The 15,600-nt window shown below is 43.1% G+C and carries 15 protein-coding genes; 8 read left to right on the top strand and 7 right to left on the bottom strand.

Annotated features, from left to right (window positions below; all coding sequences use genetic code 11):
* The first annotated feature begins 263 nt into the window (after window positions 1-263).
* The 3 genes from prpF (at window position 264) to N5J47_RS07320 (ending at window position 2,832) form a co-directional block, all read left to right on the top strand.
* Window positions 264-1,451 carry a 2-methylaconitate cis-trans isomerase PrpF gene (gene prpF / locus N5J47_RS07330; RefSeq protein WP_279959387.1) on the top strand — a complete coding sequence of 396 codons (1,188 nt, stop codon included), beginning with the start codon at window positions 264-266 and terminating at the stop codon, window positions 1,449-1,451.
* A gap of 162 nt (window positions 1,452-1,613) precedes the next feature.
* A complete protein-coding gene (locus N5J47_RS07325) occupies window positions 1,614-2,525 on the top strand; it encodes a farnesyl diphosphate synthase (RefSeq protein ID WP_279959388.1) in 912 nt (303 codons plus the stop codon).
* 19 nt (window positions 2,526-2,544) lie between these two features.
* Window positions 2,545-2,832 (top strand): DUF3817 domain-containing protein, encoded by a 288-nt coding sequence (locus N5J47_RS07320; protein ID WP_279959389.1) that lies wholly within the window; start codon window positions 2,545-2,547, stop codon window positions 2,830-2,832.
* Between the two features lie 85 nt (window positions 2,833-2,917).
* Here the strand turns inward: N5J47_RS07320 and N5J47_RS07315 are convergent, their stop codons facing one another.
* From N5J47_RS07315 to N5J47_RS07300, 4 genes are all read right to left on the bottom strand, one after another.
* Window positions 2,918-3,769: an SPFH domain-containing protein gene (locus N5J47_RS07315; RefSeq protein ID WP_267982179.1), complete on the bottom strand. Its 852-nt coding sequence runs from the start codon at window positions 3,767-3,769 to the stop codon at window positions 2,918-2,920.
* 16 nt (window positions 3,770-3,785) lie between these two features.
* Entirely contained in the window at window positions 3,786-4,253 is a 468-nt protein-coding gene (locus N5J47_RS07310) for an NfeD family protein (RefSeq protein WP_004675003.1), read from the bottom strand.
* Window positions 4,254-4,438: 185 nt separating this feature from the next.
* Window positions 4,439-5,356: a patatin-like phospholipase family protein gene (locus N5J47_RS07305; protein WP_279959390.1), complete on the bottom strand. Its 918-nt coding sequence runs from the start codon at window positions 5,354-5,356 to the stop codon at window positions 4,439-4,441.
* A 62-nt stretch (window positions 5,357-5,418) separates the two neighbouring features.
* Window positions 5,419-6,045 carry a 1-acyl-sn-glycerol-3-phosphate acyltransferase gene (locus N5J47_RS07300; protein ID WP_279959445.1) on the bottom strand — a complete coding sequence of 209 codons (627 nt, stop codon included), beginning with the start codon at window positions 6,043-6,045 and terminating at the stop codon, window positions 5,419-5,421.
* A gap of 147 nt (window positions 6,046-6,192) precedes the next feature.
* Between N5J47_RS07300 and N5J47_RS07295 the strand changes: the two genes are divergently transcribed.
* The 5 genes from N5J47_RS07295 to N5J47_RS07275 all read left to right on the top strand — a co-directional run bounded on the left by N5J47_RS07295 (window position 6,193) and on the right by N5J47_RS07275 (window position 12,735).
* The gene (locus tag N5J47_RS07295) at window positions 6,193-7,440 is read left to right on the top strand and encodes an MFS transporter (protein ID WP_279959391.1); all 1,248 of its coding nucleotides are present in this window, start codon (window positions 6,193-6,195) and stop codon (window positions 7,438-7,440) included.
* A 348-nt stretch (window positions 7,441-7,788) separates the two neighbouring features.
* A complete protein-coding gene (locus N5J47_RS07290) occupies window positions 7,789-8,928 on the top strand; it encodes a porin (RefSeq protein WP_267982182.1) in 1,140 nt (379 codons plus the stop codon).
* A gap of 123 nt (window positions 8,929-9,051) precedes the next feature.
* Entirely contained in the window at window positions 9,052-10,692 is a 1,641-nt protein-coding gene (locus N5J47_RS07285) for a phosphoethanolamine--lipid A transferase (RefSeq protein ID WP_279959392.1), read from the top strand.
* A gap of 21 nt (window positions 10,693-10,713) precedes the next feature.
* Window positions 10,714-11,391 (top strand): response regulator transcription factor, encoded by a 678-nt coding sequence (locus N5J47_RS07280; protein ID WP_279959393.1) that lies wholly within the window; start codon window positions 10,714-10,716, stop codon window positions 11,389-11,391.
* A gap of 3 nt (window positions 11,392-11,394) precedes the next feature.
* Window positions 11,395-12,735: an ATP-binding protein gene (locus tag N5J47_RS07275; RefSeq protein WP_267982185.1), complete on the top strand. Its 1,341-nt coding sequence runs from the start codon at window positions 11,395-11,397 to the stop codon at window positions 12,733-12,735.
* A gap of 6 nt (window positions 12,736-12,741) precedes the next feature.
* Here N5J47_RS07275 and N5J47_RS07270 read toward each other — a convergent pair whose 3' ends face one another.
* The 3 genes from N5J47_RS07270 to N5J47_RS07260 all read right to left on the bottom strand — a co-directional run bounded on the left by N5J47_RS07270 (window position 12,742) and on the right by N5J47_RS07260 (window position 15,393).
* Window positions 12,742-13,551: a lipopolysaccharide kinase InaA family protein gene (locus N5J47_RS07270; RefSeq protein ID WP_279959394.1), complete on the bottom strand. Its 810-nt coding sequence runs from the start codon at window positions 13,549-13,551 to the stop codon at window positions 12,742-12,744.
* Between the two features lie 52 nt (window positions 13,552-13,603).
* On the bottom strand, window positions 13,604-14,320 hold the full coding sequence (locus tag N5J47_RS07265) for a phosphatase PAP2 family protein (protein WP_279959395.1): 717 nt from the start codon (window positions 14,318-14,320) through the stop codon (window positions 13,604-13,606).
* A 521-nt stretch (window positions 14,321-14,841) separates the two neighbouring features.
* A complete protein-coding gene (locus tag N5J47_RS07260; RefSeq protein ID WP_279959396.1) occupies window positions 14,842-15,393 on the bottom strand; it encodes a helix-turn-helix domain containing protein in 552 nt (183 codons plus the stop codon).
* Window positions 15,394-15,600: the final 207 nt, after the last annotated feature.

The following is a 15,600-nucleotide window of genomic DNA, read 5'->3' as shown; positions in this document are numbered from 1 at the left end:
TTTAAAATCCTATATTTGAATGAGTGGTAAAATAAATGGTGATTTATATTTGTACGCTTGAAAGGTCACTTTGTTTTTTTAACCATGTTTATTGGCTTTCGTGCCATTGTTAAATCATGTTGATATACCCAATATAAAGGTCATATTTTGCCTAAAATACTTAACCTAAAAACCATTGGTTGTATGGCATTTTTGACTGCTGTGCAGTAACGTTGAACGTAAAATTTGACTGCACCAAAACATGATAAAAGGATGAAATTGACATGAGCTCAGTACCGCAAATCAAAGTCCCAGCAACCTATATGCGTGGTGGCACAAGTAAGGGGGTGTTTTTCAAGCTGGATGATTTGCCTGAAGCGGCACAGGTGGCAGGAAAAGCACGTGATCAGCTTCTTTTACGTGTGATTGGCAGCCCAGACCCATACGGTAAACAGATTGATGGCATGGGTGGTGCAACTTCAAGTACCAGTAAAACCGTAATTCTGGCAAAAAGTTCACAGCCAGAGCATGATGTTGATTATTTGTTTGGACAAGTTTCGATTGACCAGCCATTTGTGGACTGGAGCGGTAACTGTGGCAACCTCACCGCAGCGGTGGGTTCATTTGCCATTTCCAATGGTTTGGTTGATGCAGAACGTATTCCTGAAAATGGTATTTGTACGGTACGCATCTGGCAGAAGAATATCCAGAAAACCATTATTGCGCATGTGCCAGTGACCAACAGTCAGGTACAGGAAACAGGTGACTTTGAACTGGATGGCGTGACCTTTCCAGCAGCGGAAGTGCAGATTGAATTTTTAGACCCTGCCGATGATGGTGAAGAGGGCGGCGATATGTTCCCTACAGGCAATGTGGTGGATCAGCTTGAAGTACCTGAGATTGGTACATTTCAGGCCACCTTTATCAATGCGGGTATTCCAACCATTTTCCTGAATGCGGAAGATATTGGCTATCAGGGTACAGAATTGCAGGACCATATCAACGGTGATAACGCTGCCTTGGCGCGCTTTGAAAAAATCCGTGCCTATGGTGCGGTGCAGATGGGATTGATCAAGGATATTTCGGAAGCGGCTGCCCGTCAGCATACGCCTAAAATTGCCTTTGTTTCTCAGCCGAAAGCCTATACCTCTTCAAGTGGCAAAACCGTTGAAGCAACTGATGTAGATTTATTGGTTCGTGCCTTGTCGATGGGTAAGCTGCACCACGCCATGATGGGCACAGCCGCAGTTGCGATTGGTACGGCAGCAGCCATTCCAGGCACGTTGGTGAATCTGGCAGCGGGCGGTGGTGAGCGTGAAGCGGTTCGTTTTGGTCATCCATCAGGGACATTGCGTGTTGGCGCCCAAGCTGAGTTGATTGATGGCAAATGGGCTGTGAAAAAAGCCATTATGAGCCGTAGTGCCCGTGTGTTAATGGAAGGTTGGGTGCGTGTACCAGGTGATACGTTCTAAATTATCCCAGTAAATTCCTTGATAAAGTCTCCTTTTGGAGGCTTTATTATTTTGAATAAGTTAAAAATACAAACACAATTTCCTGAGATAAATAATGGTATGATGTCGCCATTCTGACAGGTCCTGTCTTTATCCTTATCATTCAAGCTTCCAGAGGCAATTGTGTCATCTATTTCTCAAGTTAATGCGGATGTTTTACAACAGGCTCAACAACGTATTCAACAGGATTTATTGACAGCATTGGCTGCATTCTCTATTCCAGAACCGTTAAAGGCCGCCGTGCATCATGCCGTGATGCTGGGAGGAAAGCGTGTTCGTCCTGCATTGTGTTATGCGGCTGCCTCATTGCAACCCAACCATTATTTTGCGGCCGCCCGTCGTGCAGCCGTTGCGGTTGAATTGATCCATTGCTACTCATTGGCACATGATGACTTACCCTGTATGGATAATGATTTGCTGCGTCGTGGGCAGCCAACCTGCCATGTGGCATTTGGTGAGGATACTGCCTTGTTGGCGGGGGACATCTTACAGTCCATGGCATTTGAAATTCTGGGAAGCCGTTTGTTTGATGAACAGGGGCAGGGAATGGAGGCTGCAATTGTACTGAAGCAAATGCAGATTCTAGCCACTGCCAGTTCAAAAATGGTCTGTGGTCAGGTACTCGACTTACAGGCTGAAGGCAAACAGGTCGATCAGGCTGAACTGGAAAATATTCACCGTAATAAAACAGGTGCCTTGATTCAGGCCGCGATTATGATGGGTGCAGTGACAATTTTTGCAGGTACAGATCAGGCGATTCCAAAGTTGCGCCAGTTTGGGCAAAGCATTGGTTTGGCTTTTCAGGTTCAGGATGACATTCTGGATATTACTGCCAGCACTGAAACATTGGGTAAAACTGCGGGTAAGGATGAGCAGGTACAAAAATCGACTTATCCAGCCTTAATTGGTTTGGAAAAAGCTCAAGCCTATGCGCAAACCCTGCATGATCAGGCATTTGAAGCATTGAGCTATTTTGGTGATGATGCCAAAGAGCTGGTGGCAATTGCACAGTTTTTACTGGCACGAAAAAGTTAATGACAGGAACAGCATCATAATGAATATTAAAACTTTACGTTTTGTGGGAACGCTTGAGGGAATCAGTTTCCTGTTATTGCTTGGTGTTGCGATGCCCATCAAATATATTTGGGATAATCCCATTTTTGTCAAATATATCGGTATGGGACATGGAGTACTTTTCTTATTGTTTTTAGCGGTCTTGCTGGTTGTCTGTCACCGTATGAAATGGTCACTAAGTATTTTTAACATGGGTTTGATTGCTGCGATCCTACCTTTTGGCCCTTTTATTTTTGATCGTAAAATTAAGAAATTAGCTGAGCAATAAATATCAACTACACAAGTTAAATGGAATTTGCTCAATAAAAAAACGCACCATCTTTAAGGATAGTGCGTTTTTTTATAACTAAAAATTAATGCTTACCCATAATCCCACGGATTGCATTGAGTACATCAGCAGGCAATACCACAGTTTTTGAATTACTTGATTTAGATAAATCCTGCATGGCTTTCACATATTGTTCACCTAGTAAGTAAGCAACAGGAATCTCTTTATCACCCACAGCACTGGTGACCATTTCAATGGCGCGTTGTGAAGACTCTGCAAGCACAACTTGTGCCTCGGCATCACGACGGGAGGCTTCCAGACGTCCATCCGCCTCTAGAATAGCTGCCTGCTTTTCACCATCCGCTTTGGTCACAGTCGCACGACGTTGACGCTCAGCCGCAGCCTGTGCCTCCATCGCCGCCTGCATGGTATGGGAAGGTTGGATATCCTGAATCTCAACGGTTTTCAGCGTGATTCCCCAATCGGAAATATCATCAGAAATCGCGGCTTTTAATTTGGCCTTGATATGGTCACGGGAAGACAGCGCATCATCCAGGTCCATTTCACCCACGATGGAACGTAGTGAGGTTTGAACAAGGTTTTGAATTGCCCATGTATAGTTTTCAATGCCATACACCGCTTTTTCAGGTGTGGTGAGGTTGATATAGGCAACCGCATTCATCACCAGAACCGCATTGTCGCGTGTAATCACTTCCTGTGAAGGAATGTCCAGCACAATATCCTTGGTGGTGATTTTATAAGCCACTTCATCAACATACGGAATGACGAAATTCAGGCCAGGACTCAACGTGGTATGGTATTTACCTAAACGTTGCACAATCCATTTATAACCCTGGGGAACAATACGAACCCCTTTAAAAATGGTTATACCAATAAAAGCCAAAAGAGCTAAAACAATAATCGCTCCAGCAGACATATCAAAACCCTCTTTGTTATGAAATATTACTACTATGTGGTTGGACCACTAGATCGTTACCTAGAATATCAACGACCCGAACACGGTCACCGACCTGAACAGCCGTTGTGGTTCGGCAATTCCATTCATCTGACCCTAAAACAGGCATTGGAAAGCGTACAATGATCTGATCATGGTCAAGCCCAGTACGGATGACCATACCCACTTGTCCAATCGTGGCTTCCCGTGGTAATCCTGCCTTTGTTTTATCAGTCGAGAGTGGCTTGATAAACTTGAACCAGAGTATCGTACATAAAATAGATAAAATGCCCCAAGTCACCACTTGGGTGGTAAAGCCCATCATTGGGAAAAGCCACAGTAAAATACACACCATGACTGCTGCTATGCCAAACCATAATGCGGCAAAAGCAGGCAAAATCAACTCTGAAAGAATCAGTAAAATCCCTAATACAAACCAGTGCCAAGGCTCAACTACAAACTCCATAGATTTGCTCGCATCATTAAACTGAGTGGAGGTGGAAAAATATTCACTTTCCCCACTCTAGCAGATGATTATCTTTATGAATATAAAAAGATTGTTTTTTTAGGATGTGGGGGAAATGCGAGCTGGAAAGCTTACTCATAGAGCAAGCATCTTTGAACTGCACACCACCCCTTAATATTATTTTTTTAGAATTTAGCCCTAGGCGCTGGCTGTAATGCAGCAGGGGACTTCTTAAAATCAGTAATGGCTTTTTGAATGGCAACGATTTTACCCTGAGCCGCTCTTTCACCCTCTAAAATCGCTTCATTACTTGATTTAAGATCAAGCACACCAAGATGACCAACTTTAGGCTGAATCACGACATTTGCCTGATTCAGTTCCTCATTAATACTTTGCTGTCCCATAATATTAATGGTCTGGTCGAGCAAACCCCACATACTCAATGGTTTGTCACCCGTTGGGCGGGCTGAAATATCCACCGCAATTACAATGTCAGCACCCATGTCTTTCGCTGTTTTGACTGGAATAGGACTGACCAGACCGCCATCGACATATTTGGTATTGCCAATCACAGTGGGTACAAAAACGTTCGGGATACTACAGGATGCACGTACTGCCTGACCTGCATTTCCTTTAATAAATTCAGCCTTTTTACCATTATCCAAACGGGTGGCAACCGCAGCAAAACGTTTTGGAAACTGTTCAATTGGTTTATTGCCCACCTGAGCATTAACATAGTTCTGTAATTTTTGCCCAAGGATAATACCCTGACTGTTGAGGGTTAAATCACGTAGATCAGACTCTTGAAGCTTTAGGGCAAGGTTTTGCATTTGATAAGGGGTTTGACCACTGGCATAGATACTACCCACAAAGCTGCCTGCACTGGTACCTGTCACGATTTTGGCCTTAATCCCATGAGATTCCAGTACCTTGATTACGCCAATATGAGCAAAGCCCTTGGCACCACCACCACCTAAAGCCAGCGCAATCACAGGTTCACGGGCCTTGATTGCTGTTGTGGGAGGTGTTTTTTTTGCAGTCTGATCACAACCAAATAAAGCCAGGCTAATTAAAGTCAGGCAAGACAGTCGAGCAATTTTCATATTAAATGCAGATAAAGTGTACAAAAAGATGGGCACATCAGAGCAGATTTGCCCTTAATTTTCTAGTTTTTTTTCACAAGTTTTTGTAAGGGTTCAGCCAGCCAGTGTGGATTCTTGGGTGAGAAATGACCCTCATAGCATTTCATAATTTTTTCAAGGTCTTGCTGGTAGTGTCCTGTTGTGGTGAACGCGCCCAGACTATAAATGGTCTTATGGGCATAATCGAAAGAAAACATCACAATCGGTACGCCAGCGGCATGGGCAATATGATAAAAGCCACTTTTCATTTTCTCTGCTTTTTTACGGGTGCCCTCTGGTGCCATCCCCACCCAGATTTTGTCATATTTCTGGATAGTCGTTACCACCTGTTCGGTCAGTCCATGCGCGCTGTCCCGATGCACTGGAATCAGGCCAGCCCAGTTTAAAAAAGGCGCGAAAGGCGGTTTAAATAAAGTGTCCTTACCCAGTACCGTCACCTTTAAACCCAGACCCCCAATTGCAAGAAAACCATACCAGCCATCAATATTTGAGGTGTGTGGTGAAATAATTGCCACCGCTTTGGGGAGGTTGGGAATCTCTCCAACCACTTTCCATCCCTGACCAATGAAAATTTTTCTGCACAATGCACGACTATACGCTGTGCCTCGTTGCGGAACTAGCGGCGGTAAATCTGGAAAATCTTGTGGCATAAGCGAAGATAGATCAAGAACAACTCCTATCATCTTAAATCCTCATGACAGTGCCCGCATTGGCAAAAAATAAGATTTTATTGCCATGACACTGAAAGGATTAGATACTCTGGGCTTCGCCATAGCTTGCCAAGGGAAACTGAAAAAGTGCCTAATCTCAGACAGATTTACATTTTATTGTTTTCCCTATATTGGGCACAGGGACTTCCCGTTGGCTTTATGACCCATGCCTTGCCCGTGATTTTAAGGGCGCAGGGGGTATCTCTGGCACATATTGGCGGCTTTGGGTTGTTGATGCTGCCGTGGTCAATCAAGATTTTTTGGGCGGCCTATGTGGATCGTTATGCCTTGTCACGTCTGGGGCATTATCGTAGCTGGATTGTCCCCACCCAAGTATGTAGCGTGGTCATTCTGGTCATTTTGTCTTTTTTTCCGATTCAAGCCTTGGACCAACCTAGCTATTTGATCATTTTTTTTGTGTTATTGCTGCTGATAAACCTTACGGGAGCAACTCAGGATATTGCCACAGATGGTCTGGCTGTGAACCTGCTTAAAAGTGATCAGCAACATTGGGGCAATACCTTTCAGGTGATCGGTTCCCGTCTGGGCTTTATTGTTGGTGGTGGAGCGGTGCTCTGGTGTCTGGACTGGCTACATTGGCAGGCAACATTTCTTGTGTTGGCGGTACTGGTTTTCCTGAACACCTTACCTGTTTTATTTTATAGGGAACCGCTTCATTCAAGGCCAAGCGTTGATGATCCAGAGGTTGCTCCCTCATTCATACAGGCCATCAGGAATTACCTGAATTATTTTAGCTCATCCAAAGTGCTTAAAAGCTGGTTAATGGTCTTGATCAGCTTCAAGGTCGCCGATGGTTTGGCAGGGCCGTTATTAAAGCCGCTTATGGTGGATATGGGATTGAGCTTCACCCAAATTGGCGTGTTTATCACCATGTTTGGTGCCATTGCTGCGCTGATCGGGGCGGCTTGTGCAGGTGTGCTGCTGAAATATTTTTCTCGGGCACAGTGCCTGATCATATTTTCCCTGTTGAAAATCCTGAGTCTGGTCGCTTATGCCGTTGTTGCGTATGCATATGACCAGCAGGTTCAGGTTGCACCGTTATGGCTATATGCCGTGAACGCATTTGAAGACGCCTGTTCCGCGATGCTGTTGGTGGTGATGTTGACCTTGGTTATGCAATATAGCCGTAAGCAATTTGCTGGAACAGACTTTACCTTTCAGGTGTCTGTCATGGCGACAGTAAGTGGTTTCCTGTATCTGATCAGTGGAATCGTAGGGGATGTACTCGGATATTACGGTTATTTGGCTATGATTTGTGGGGTTGCTATTTTGTGTTTATGGCCAATATTCCTTTGGAAAAATAATGCAAGGTGAAAATATATTTTTATTACAATTTTTTTCTAAAATGCCCTATGGTTGAAATAGGTTTTATGTGCTGAAGCCATGTTTTATATGGAAAATTGAAGTGTTTTATAAAAAATAGTTGTTTTATGAATAAAGGTATTTTTGTTGAAATGGAAAATAAATTTATTTTTTTAATTGATTGATAGTTAAAATAATAATCTGGGTGATAGGATAAGAAAAAGTGAGTTAAACGATGCTGGGGAAGTGTCTAAAAATTAAACTTTAGTCGAAAATGGAATAAATTAATAAGATTTTAATCGTTTTGTCATATAAAGTTAATGTGTAGGATTTGTTACAAATTTAGCTAGGACGTACACAATGAAAATCAAAATTGTAACAGCAGCAGTGCTTAGTTTACTTGCAACCACAACATTTGCAGCACCAACCATTTACGGTGAGATAGATGCCAGCGTTGACTATTTACCAGAAAAAAATGCCAATACAGACAATAGGGATGTATGGGAAGTCAGCTCTAACAGTTCATTTATTGGTGTTAAGGGCGATGAAAAACTTACAGACCGTTTAAGTGCCGTTTATGCCATTGAATGGGGCTTCAGCGCAGATGGTGACAGCACAGACTGGTCACAGCGTAACCGTTTTGTCGGTTTGAAAGATGCCCAGTTGGGTACAGTGAAAATTGGTGTACATGATACGCCATTGAAGCAACTTTCTAGTGTCGTTGATACTTTTAACAACTATGTTGCCAACAAGGCCGACATTGGTGGAATCTTTGGTGGTGAAACACGTGTTAGCAACGTCGTTGTGTATGAATCACCAGCAGTAAAAGTTCCTGTACTGGACGGAGCCATTAAAGTAAGTGGCCTATTGGCAACAGGCGAAGCAACAGGAATTGATACCAGTAAATCAGGTGTTGTTAAAACAGCAGGCCGTGGTTTAGGTGATGCATGGTCAGCGTCAGCAAGCTTTGAAAGTCCGTTATTGGTTGCTGGTGTTGCTTATGATAAAGCCATTCCAAGCCCATTCTTGGGAAGAGGTTTCTTAAATGCCTCTGATAAAGCAATTCCTACTTCTGGTACTACAACGACTGCACCAACTGTAACAGCAGCAGCCAATACTTTACGTGTGATTGGCCGTATCAACCCAGTGAATGGTTTGGCACTTAAAGCGTTGTTCCAGACTTCAGAAGTTGAAAAAGCGGCTGGAAACACAGCGGGAGCCGATACAATTGATGATGCAAAAGGTTGGTTGGTGGGGGCAGAATATACCATTCCACAGGCAAAAAACTGGACAGTAAAAGGTCAATATAGCCAGAACACCACCAGCTTTAAACCAGCAGGTGTTGAAGACTTTGAAGCCAAACAGATCATTGGTGGCGTGGACTATGCATTTAACAAGCAGGTGAAAACTTATGGTTATGCAGGTTACCTAACGCTTGAACAGGCCAGTAAAAAGGATAAACAACCTGTTGCTGGTTTAGGTCTGGAATTTAAGTTCTAAGAATTAATATCATTATTATTTTAACAAAAAGACGATCACTTGATCGTCTTTTTCTATTTAAGTCATTTTTAAGTTTGTATTTTTATATTAAAAAGGAAGCAGGATATTTATGTTTAGACTGTAATGATGACATTTTTTCAAAATTTAAAGATAAAACCCATTTCTTTAATTGCATTTAATCTATTGTTGGCAATTTGGTTAGGTGTATTTTTAAATATTGCCTTTTTTGAAAAAATACACACGCTGACACCATATAATGGTGTAAAGGCAGGATTATTTGTTGTCGCTTCAATCATTATTGTGGTTGCCACCTATAACTTTATTTTCCAGCTTTTTAACTGGAAATGGACAGCAAAACCTTTGGCGATTGCATTGGTATTTATTGGCGGTTTTGCCGCTTATGCAGTGAATACACTAGGCGTACTCATTACATCTGACCAAATCCAGAACTTGATGCAGACTGATATTGCGGAAGCGCGTGATACCTGGTCATGGCATTTGGTGACATGGACTTTGGGAATGACAGTACTGCCGATTATTGTGATTCTCATGATGAAAATCAAACCTGAACCCATCATTCGTCAGCTATTGCATAAGCTAATCGCTTTAGTTGTCTCCTTGGCAATGGTGTTAGGGCTATTATTTGTTTTCTATGTTGATTTTGCATCTATTTTTCGTACTAACCGTGACCTGAAAGGCATGATTTCGCCGCAGAATATGATTGCTTCCTTTGCTTCATATTATAAGAAGAAAGCGCCGAAAGAGAATTTACCGCTAGTCGTGTATGGTGAAGATGCCGTGATGCAAAAGGCACAGGCTACCTCTTTACCGAAACTGATGGTTCTGGTCGTAGGTGAGACAGCACGTGCTGAAAACTTCTCTTTAAATGGTTATGGTAAAAATACCAACCCAAGACTGGCACAGCAGGATATTTTAAACTTTTCACAGGTTAGTTCATGCGGTACAGCAACTGCGGTTTCGGTTCCGTGTATGTTTTCAGGTATGCCCCGTAAACAATATGAGGAGCGTCTGGCTAGCCATCGTGAGGGATTACTGGATATTGCCCAGCGGGCGGGTTATCAGGTGACCTGGATTGATAATAATTCAGGCTGTAAAGGCACCTGTGACCGTGTCAATCAATTCAAGATTCCTGAACCAATCCAGCAGAAATGGTGCAAGGACAAGGAATGTTTTGACGATATTCTGATTGATAGCTTTAAGGCCTATTTAGCCACAATTCCTCAAGATGACAATCGTCCACGTTTGATTGTGCTGCATCAAATGGGCAGTCACGGGCCAGCCTACTATAAACGTGTTCCTGCACAATTCAAGGTGTTCAAGCCGACCTGTGACACCAACGCCATTCAGGGCTGTAGCAGAGATGCATTGCTGAACAGTTATGACAATACCTTGCTCTATACCGATTATGTTTTAGACACCCTGATTGAAACATTAAAAAATACAACGAAATATCAAACCGCTTTGTGGTATTTATCTGATCATGGAGAGTCCACAGGTGAAAGCGGTATGTATTTGCATGGTGCGCCTTATGCGATTGCACCAACGCAACAGACTCATATCCCGATGTTGATGTGGTTCTCCACTGTCTGGAAAAATCAGGCAAAACAACAGGTCAAATGTTTGGCACAGCAGGGCAGGCAGGAGTTGAGTCAGGATAACCTGTTCCCGACCATGCTGAGCCTGCTTGATGTGAAAAGCAAAGTGATCGACCCGAATAACGATATGCTGGCAGCATGTCCCTAATCCATAAGGTGTGATGAAGTCATGACCAAAATCTTGATGATCGAAGATGATTTTATGATTGCAGAGTCAACAATGACGCTACTGCGCTATCATCAGTTTGAAGTGGAGGGGGTCAATAATGGGGTCGATGGCTTGGCATTATTGACCAAACAGCCTTTTGACCTGGTCCTGCTGGATTTGGGCCTGCCGCTGATGGATGGCATGCAGATCCTCAGACAGATTCGCCAGCGTACCGCCATCCCTGTGCTGATTATTTCGGCACGGGACCAGTTGCAGAATCGGGTCGATGGCCTGAATCAGGGTGCGGATGATTATCTGGTCAAGCCTTATGAGTTTGATGAGTTGCTTGCCCGCATCAATGCGCTATTACGTCGAGGAAATGCTGAGACAGCCCAGCTTAAAAATCAGTCGCATTTGCTGAAAAGTGGCGACCTGACGCTGGACGTGGAACAGCATTTGGCGACATTCAAGGGACAGCACCTTGAGCTGTCCAACCGTGAATGGGCCATCCTGATTCCAATGGTTACGCATCCCAATAAAATCTTCTCCAAGGCCAACCTTGAAGACAAGCTGTATGACTTTGATAGTGAGGTCACTAGCAATACTATTGAGGTCTATGTCCATCACCTGCGTGCCAAGCTGGGGAAAAACTTTATCCGCACCATACGTGGTCTGGGCTACCGATTAGGACAAGAATAATTGATGCGACAGAGCGCAAAACATTATTCCCTAAAAAAACGACTGATTTTAGGGACCTCGGTCTTTAGTGTACTGCTGGGATGTATGCTGGTCTTTGTCGCCTATAAAATTGCACTGCATGAGGTCAATGAAATTCTGGATACGCAAATGCAGTATCTGGCAGAGCGTACCGCTGAACAGCCATTTTCCAAAGTGGACAGTCATGCTGAAATTCACCGCAGTTACCACGAAGAGGACCTGCTGGTGGATATCTGGCTGTATAAGGACCAGAGCCATTTGCTGAATAGCCTGCATTTACTGGTGGAACCTGTAAAACAGGCGGGTTTCTATAGCCAACAAACCGCACAGGGTACATGGCGGGTCTATGTCATTCCCTTAAAGGATTATCAAATTCAGATTAGCCAGCAGGAAAAGGTACGTCAAAGCTTTGCCTGGGAACTGGCGGGCAGCATGTTTATTCCCTATGTGCTGTTGCTGCCGTTCGCGATCATCGTACTGGCCTTTATTATCAGTTTAAGCCTAAAACCGCTGGAAGATTTTAAAGCTGAGCTGACCCAGCGTGGCTCTGAGGGACTGGCACCGATTGATAGTGAGGAATATCCGCAGGAACTGATTCCAACCATTGAGGAAATGAACCGTTTATTTGAACGTATCCAGCACGCACAGACCGAACAGAAACAGTTTATTGCCGATGCGGCACACGAACTCAGAACGCCTGTCACCGCCTTGAACCTGCAAACCAAGATTCTGATTAGCCAGTTTCCTGAACATGAGGCTTTGCAAAACCTCAGCAAGGGACTGGCGCGTATTCAGCACTTGGTAACACAGTTGCTGGCCTTGGCAAAACAGGATGTTGGATTAAGCCTGATTGAACCCAATACCAGGTTTTGCCTGAATGATGTGGCACTGAACTGTGTGGAGCAACTGGTTAATCTCGCCATGCAAAAGGAAATTGATCTGGGCTTTGAACGTAATGACCTGATCGAAATGCAAAGCCTAGAGCCAACCGTTCACTCGATTATCTTTAACCTGATTGACAATGCGATCAAGTACACCCCGAATCAGGGCATCATCAATATCTCTGTATATGATGATACCGATGGCTTTGCCTATGTGCAGATTGATGACAGCGGGCAGGGCATTGATCCAGACCAATACGACAAGGTGCTTAAACGTTTTTACCGTGTGCATCACCATCTGGAAGTGGGCAGTGGCCTTGGACTTTCAATTGTGGATAAGGCCACGCAGCGTTTGGGCGGCACACTCACTTTATCAAGAAGCATTGATTTAGGCGGTTTATCCGTGCTGGTAAAACTTCCTAAAAAACTGGAGCATCATGCATAGAGAAAACTATGCTGATGCCTTTTCAGCGTGTTCTTTAAGGTCGCGCAGAAACAACACACATTTCTGAATACGTTTTCCATCATTACCGACCTTGCTTACATTGAAATTAAGTACCCAGCTTAGGCGTTTTCCAACCTTGGCAATGTCCTTATAGACTTGCGGCTCAGCAAGCAGCGCTTTGTAGAGGATGAGGCTGGCATCATTTAATTTTTCAAATTCAAAATGATAGGCCGTTGAGAAAATAAACAGCAACCAGTCACGTACAAAGCAGTCATGCAGGCTGAGTACATCACGTGGATCAGTTTCAAAGTCAATAAAGCTAAACTGATTCTGCTCATCGACTAGAATATTGCGTGCAAAGGCTTCGCTTAAATATCCACCTTTCTGATGTATGTTTTGAATGGACTGAATTGCCTGGGTAAATAGTAGAAATTGTGCGTCAGGATTTTCCTTGCGGCGGGCAAGCGCTTGATCCAGTTGCTGAATCTGGCTTTGATGCTGTATTCCAATGTCCTGTAATAAAATGCCTTTTTCCGAAACTGCCAACACATTTGGCGTGGAAACCCCTAATTCCCTGAGTTGCTGAATACGCTTAAATTCACACTGAATTGCGATTGATCCCCCTCGGTTGGGAACAGGCATGATTGCACCGAGGTTGAATATTTTTGCCAGCCATTTCAGTGGGGTGTAGAGCCATAAACCATGACGCTCGGAAGCCTTTTTAAGCCAGACCTTGCCGATGTTGAGTTGGTAGGCCTCAATCGAATTCTGTTGTGTGGTTAAAGACGATTCTAAAAAAGTTTGAAAGTCAGACATAGGCCAGCAAAAAACATCCTGATGTTTATAAACACTTACTTGTAGTAGGTGTTCACTTTACCACATCAAGCTGCGCTTGCGGTACGGAATTACGGTCGGGGAGCGATACGTGGTATTTTTCAGTGACCGCATAGAGAACAAAGTTAATGGTCAGGCAAATCCAGCCTGTCCATAGATTATGGCTGAGAAAGTGTGCGCCCCGCATCATCTGTGCCCAACCCATCGCAAAACCCAGTGTTAAACCAGCAAATAAATAAAACCATGCACGGTTTCTTTCACGCAAACGGTAGCAGAAATAACCCGTGACCAATGCAAAGCCTGTACTGGCATGGCCGCCTGGAAAACAATGCCCAGCAGTGGCGGAGAAATCCCAAACAAAGCCCGTTGCGGTTTGTTGTGTCATAGCCCAAGGGCAGGCATGGGCTGAATGGGCTTTTATTAAACCAATCATACAGGTACACAGCATACTGACCCAGAACATATAGCCATATTGCCAACGTCTTGCTTTTAGTTTTTCTACTTTAAATGATGCGCACCACAGCATAAAAAAGACTAAATAGACCAAGGTTAAGACTTTTTTGACATAGGTATGATTCAGGGTCGCCAAGTACCAGTCGCCCTTTGATGCGAACTGACCTGCACTGTCGACCCAGGGTTGAATAAGAGATAAATCAATCTGTCCAGCGACTGGAAATATAAAAAGCAATGCCAAACCACTCAGAATAAGTAGGCAACTGTTCCATAAGAGAAAAGGGGATTTCATTAACATAATGAATAAATGATACTGGCGCAGATTTGACTGAGATTTAAAATGATGGAACTTAATATGAAATTAACTGAACCTTAAACAGAAATTAAATTTATTTGAATGATAATTTTTATTATTATAATAAAATTGTTGTTTGTATTATAAGGTAATACAAATTTATAAAATAAATGTGGGGCGAGCTAATATATTTAAAATGTATATTTGAAATAAAAATAAATAACCTGAGTTCGATATAAAATCCTTGATGAAATATAATGCTCGAAAACGTCATCCGCGATAGCTGTGCAAGATGGTTGCCCTTGCAGAGCTTCGCTCCTCATGCCGAATGAGAAACAACGTTTCGCAAAGGGGGCTAGACTGGTCACACCAAAGCGTTTAAAGCTTTGGTGCATTGCAAGAAGTAGTAGCTGATTCTGAAATTGAATGAGAACTTGGTAAGACTCCACCACGATATTTTTTCAGAAAGTTAGACCAATATTTAAGTCGAACTCAGGCTGATTCATTTTTTGTATGCGCCAGAATCAAATCATTCGCAGGAAATAATCCAGCAGGCTATCTTGTCTTTCTGCCCAATTCATTCTTAAAAGCTCAAGAACAGAACCATCAACAATGAATAAAAATATCGTTGCATCCTCAACCGTCACAGTATTTTTCATCTTTAACAGTAAAGACCGAATTTGTCTGATTAACCATTTTCTATATCCGACAGCGATTCGATAGGCCTTGGGATATAACTTTTCAAGCTCAAAAATAGCCTTAAACAACAAATGATACGGGCCATTTAAGTCGACATGGAGCAGATAAATTTTCCTCAACTGATCAAGCACATTTGAATGATGGCAACAGGCCCTGATTCTCCTGATTTTTTCTTTTAGCGTATCTTTTTGAAAAATAAGGCACAGCTCTATAAGTTTTTCTTTGGACTGAAAATAACGATAAAATGTTGCCTTCGCTACATTGGTTTCACGAATAATCCGATCCACACCCACCTGCTGAAATCCATACAAGTTAAAAAGATTTCTTGAGTAATCAAGCACTGATAGTGCCCTTGAGGAAATTTCTAAATTTGGCATAAACACACCACTAAACATAAGTTTTTTTGTTGTATATGCATGAGATCAGAATGCCACCGCCTTTTTAGGAACAGCAAAAAATAGGCATGACTCCGCCACACAAGAATGTGCCTTGGCTCATCTCGGATGCTTTTATTGTCGATATGATTTTTTTAGTCGGTCTGATCTAAAGTTTGTAAAACCTATAGATGATCAAACAGCATCAAA

Origin of the sequence: Acinetobacter sp. GD03645, from assembly GCF_029845285.1 — a bacterium.
GTDB classification, from domain to species: domain Bacteria; phylum Pseudomonadota; class Gammaproteobacteria; order Pseudomonadales; family Moraxellaceae; genus Acinetobacter; species Acinetobacter corruptisaponis.
This window is presented reverse-complemented; position numbering and strand designations above follow the sequence as displayed.

What these genes read in the sequence shown, in the direction of transcription:
- prpF (WP_279959387.1), top strand. Translation starts at nt 264, where the DNA reads ATGAGCTCAGTACCGCAAATCAAAGTCCCAGCAACCTATATGCGTGGT.
- N5J47_RS07320 (WP_279959389.1), top strand. Translation starts at nt 2,545, where the DNA reads ATGAATATTAAAACTTTACGTTTTGTGGGAACGCTTGAGGGAATCAGT.
- N5J47_RS07315 (WP_267982179.1), bottom strand. Translation starts at nt 3,769, where the DNA reads ATGTCTGCTGGAGCGATTATTGTTTTAGCTCTTTTGGCTTTTATTGGT.
- N5J47_RS07310 (WP_004675003.1), bottom strand. Translation starts at nt 4,253, where the DNA reads ATGGAGTTTGTAGTTGAGCCTTGGCACTGGTTTGTATTAGGGATTTTA.
- N5J47_RS07305 (WP_279959390.1), bottom strand. Translation starts at nt 5,356, where the DNA reads ATGAAAATTGCTCGACTGTCTTGCCTGACTTTAATTAGCCTGGCTTTA.
- N5J47_RS07300 (WP_279959445.1), bottom strand. Translation starts at nt 6,045, where the DNA reads ATGCCACAAGATTTTCCAGATTTACCGCCGCTAGTTCCGCAACGAGGC.
- N5J47_RS07290 (WP_267982182.1), top strand. Translation starts at nt 7,789, where the DNA reads ATGAAAATCAAAATTGTAACAGCAGCAGTGCTTAGTTTACTTGCAACC.
- N5J47_RS07285 (WP_279959392.1), top strand. Translation starts at nt 9,052, where the DNA reads ATGATGACATTTTTTCAAAATTTAAAGATAAAACCCATTTCTTTAATT.
- N5J47_RS07280 (WP_279959393.1), top strand. Translation starts at nt 10,714, where the DNA reads ATGACCAAAATCTTGATGATCGAAGATGATTTTATGATTGCAGAGTCA.
- N5J47_RS07275 (WP_267982185.1), top strand. Translation starts at nt 11,395, where the DNA reads ATGCGACAGAGCGCAAAACATTATTCCCTAAAAAAACGACTGATTTTA.
- N5J47_RS07270 (WP_279959394.1), bottom strand. Translation starts at nt 13,551, where the DNA reads ATGTCTGACTTTCAAACTTTTTTAGAATCGTCTTTAACCACACAACAG.
- N5J47_RS07265 (WP_279959395.1), bottom strand. Translation starts at nt 14,320, where the DNA reads ATGTTAATGAAATCCCCTTTTCTCTTATGGAACAGTTGCCTACTTATT.
- N5J47_RS07260 (WP_279959396.1), bottom strand. Translation starts at nt 15,393, where the DNA reads ATGCCAAATTTAGAAATTTCCTCAAGGGCACTATCAGTGCTTGATTAC.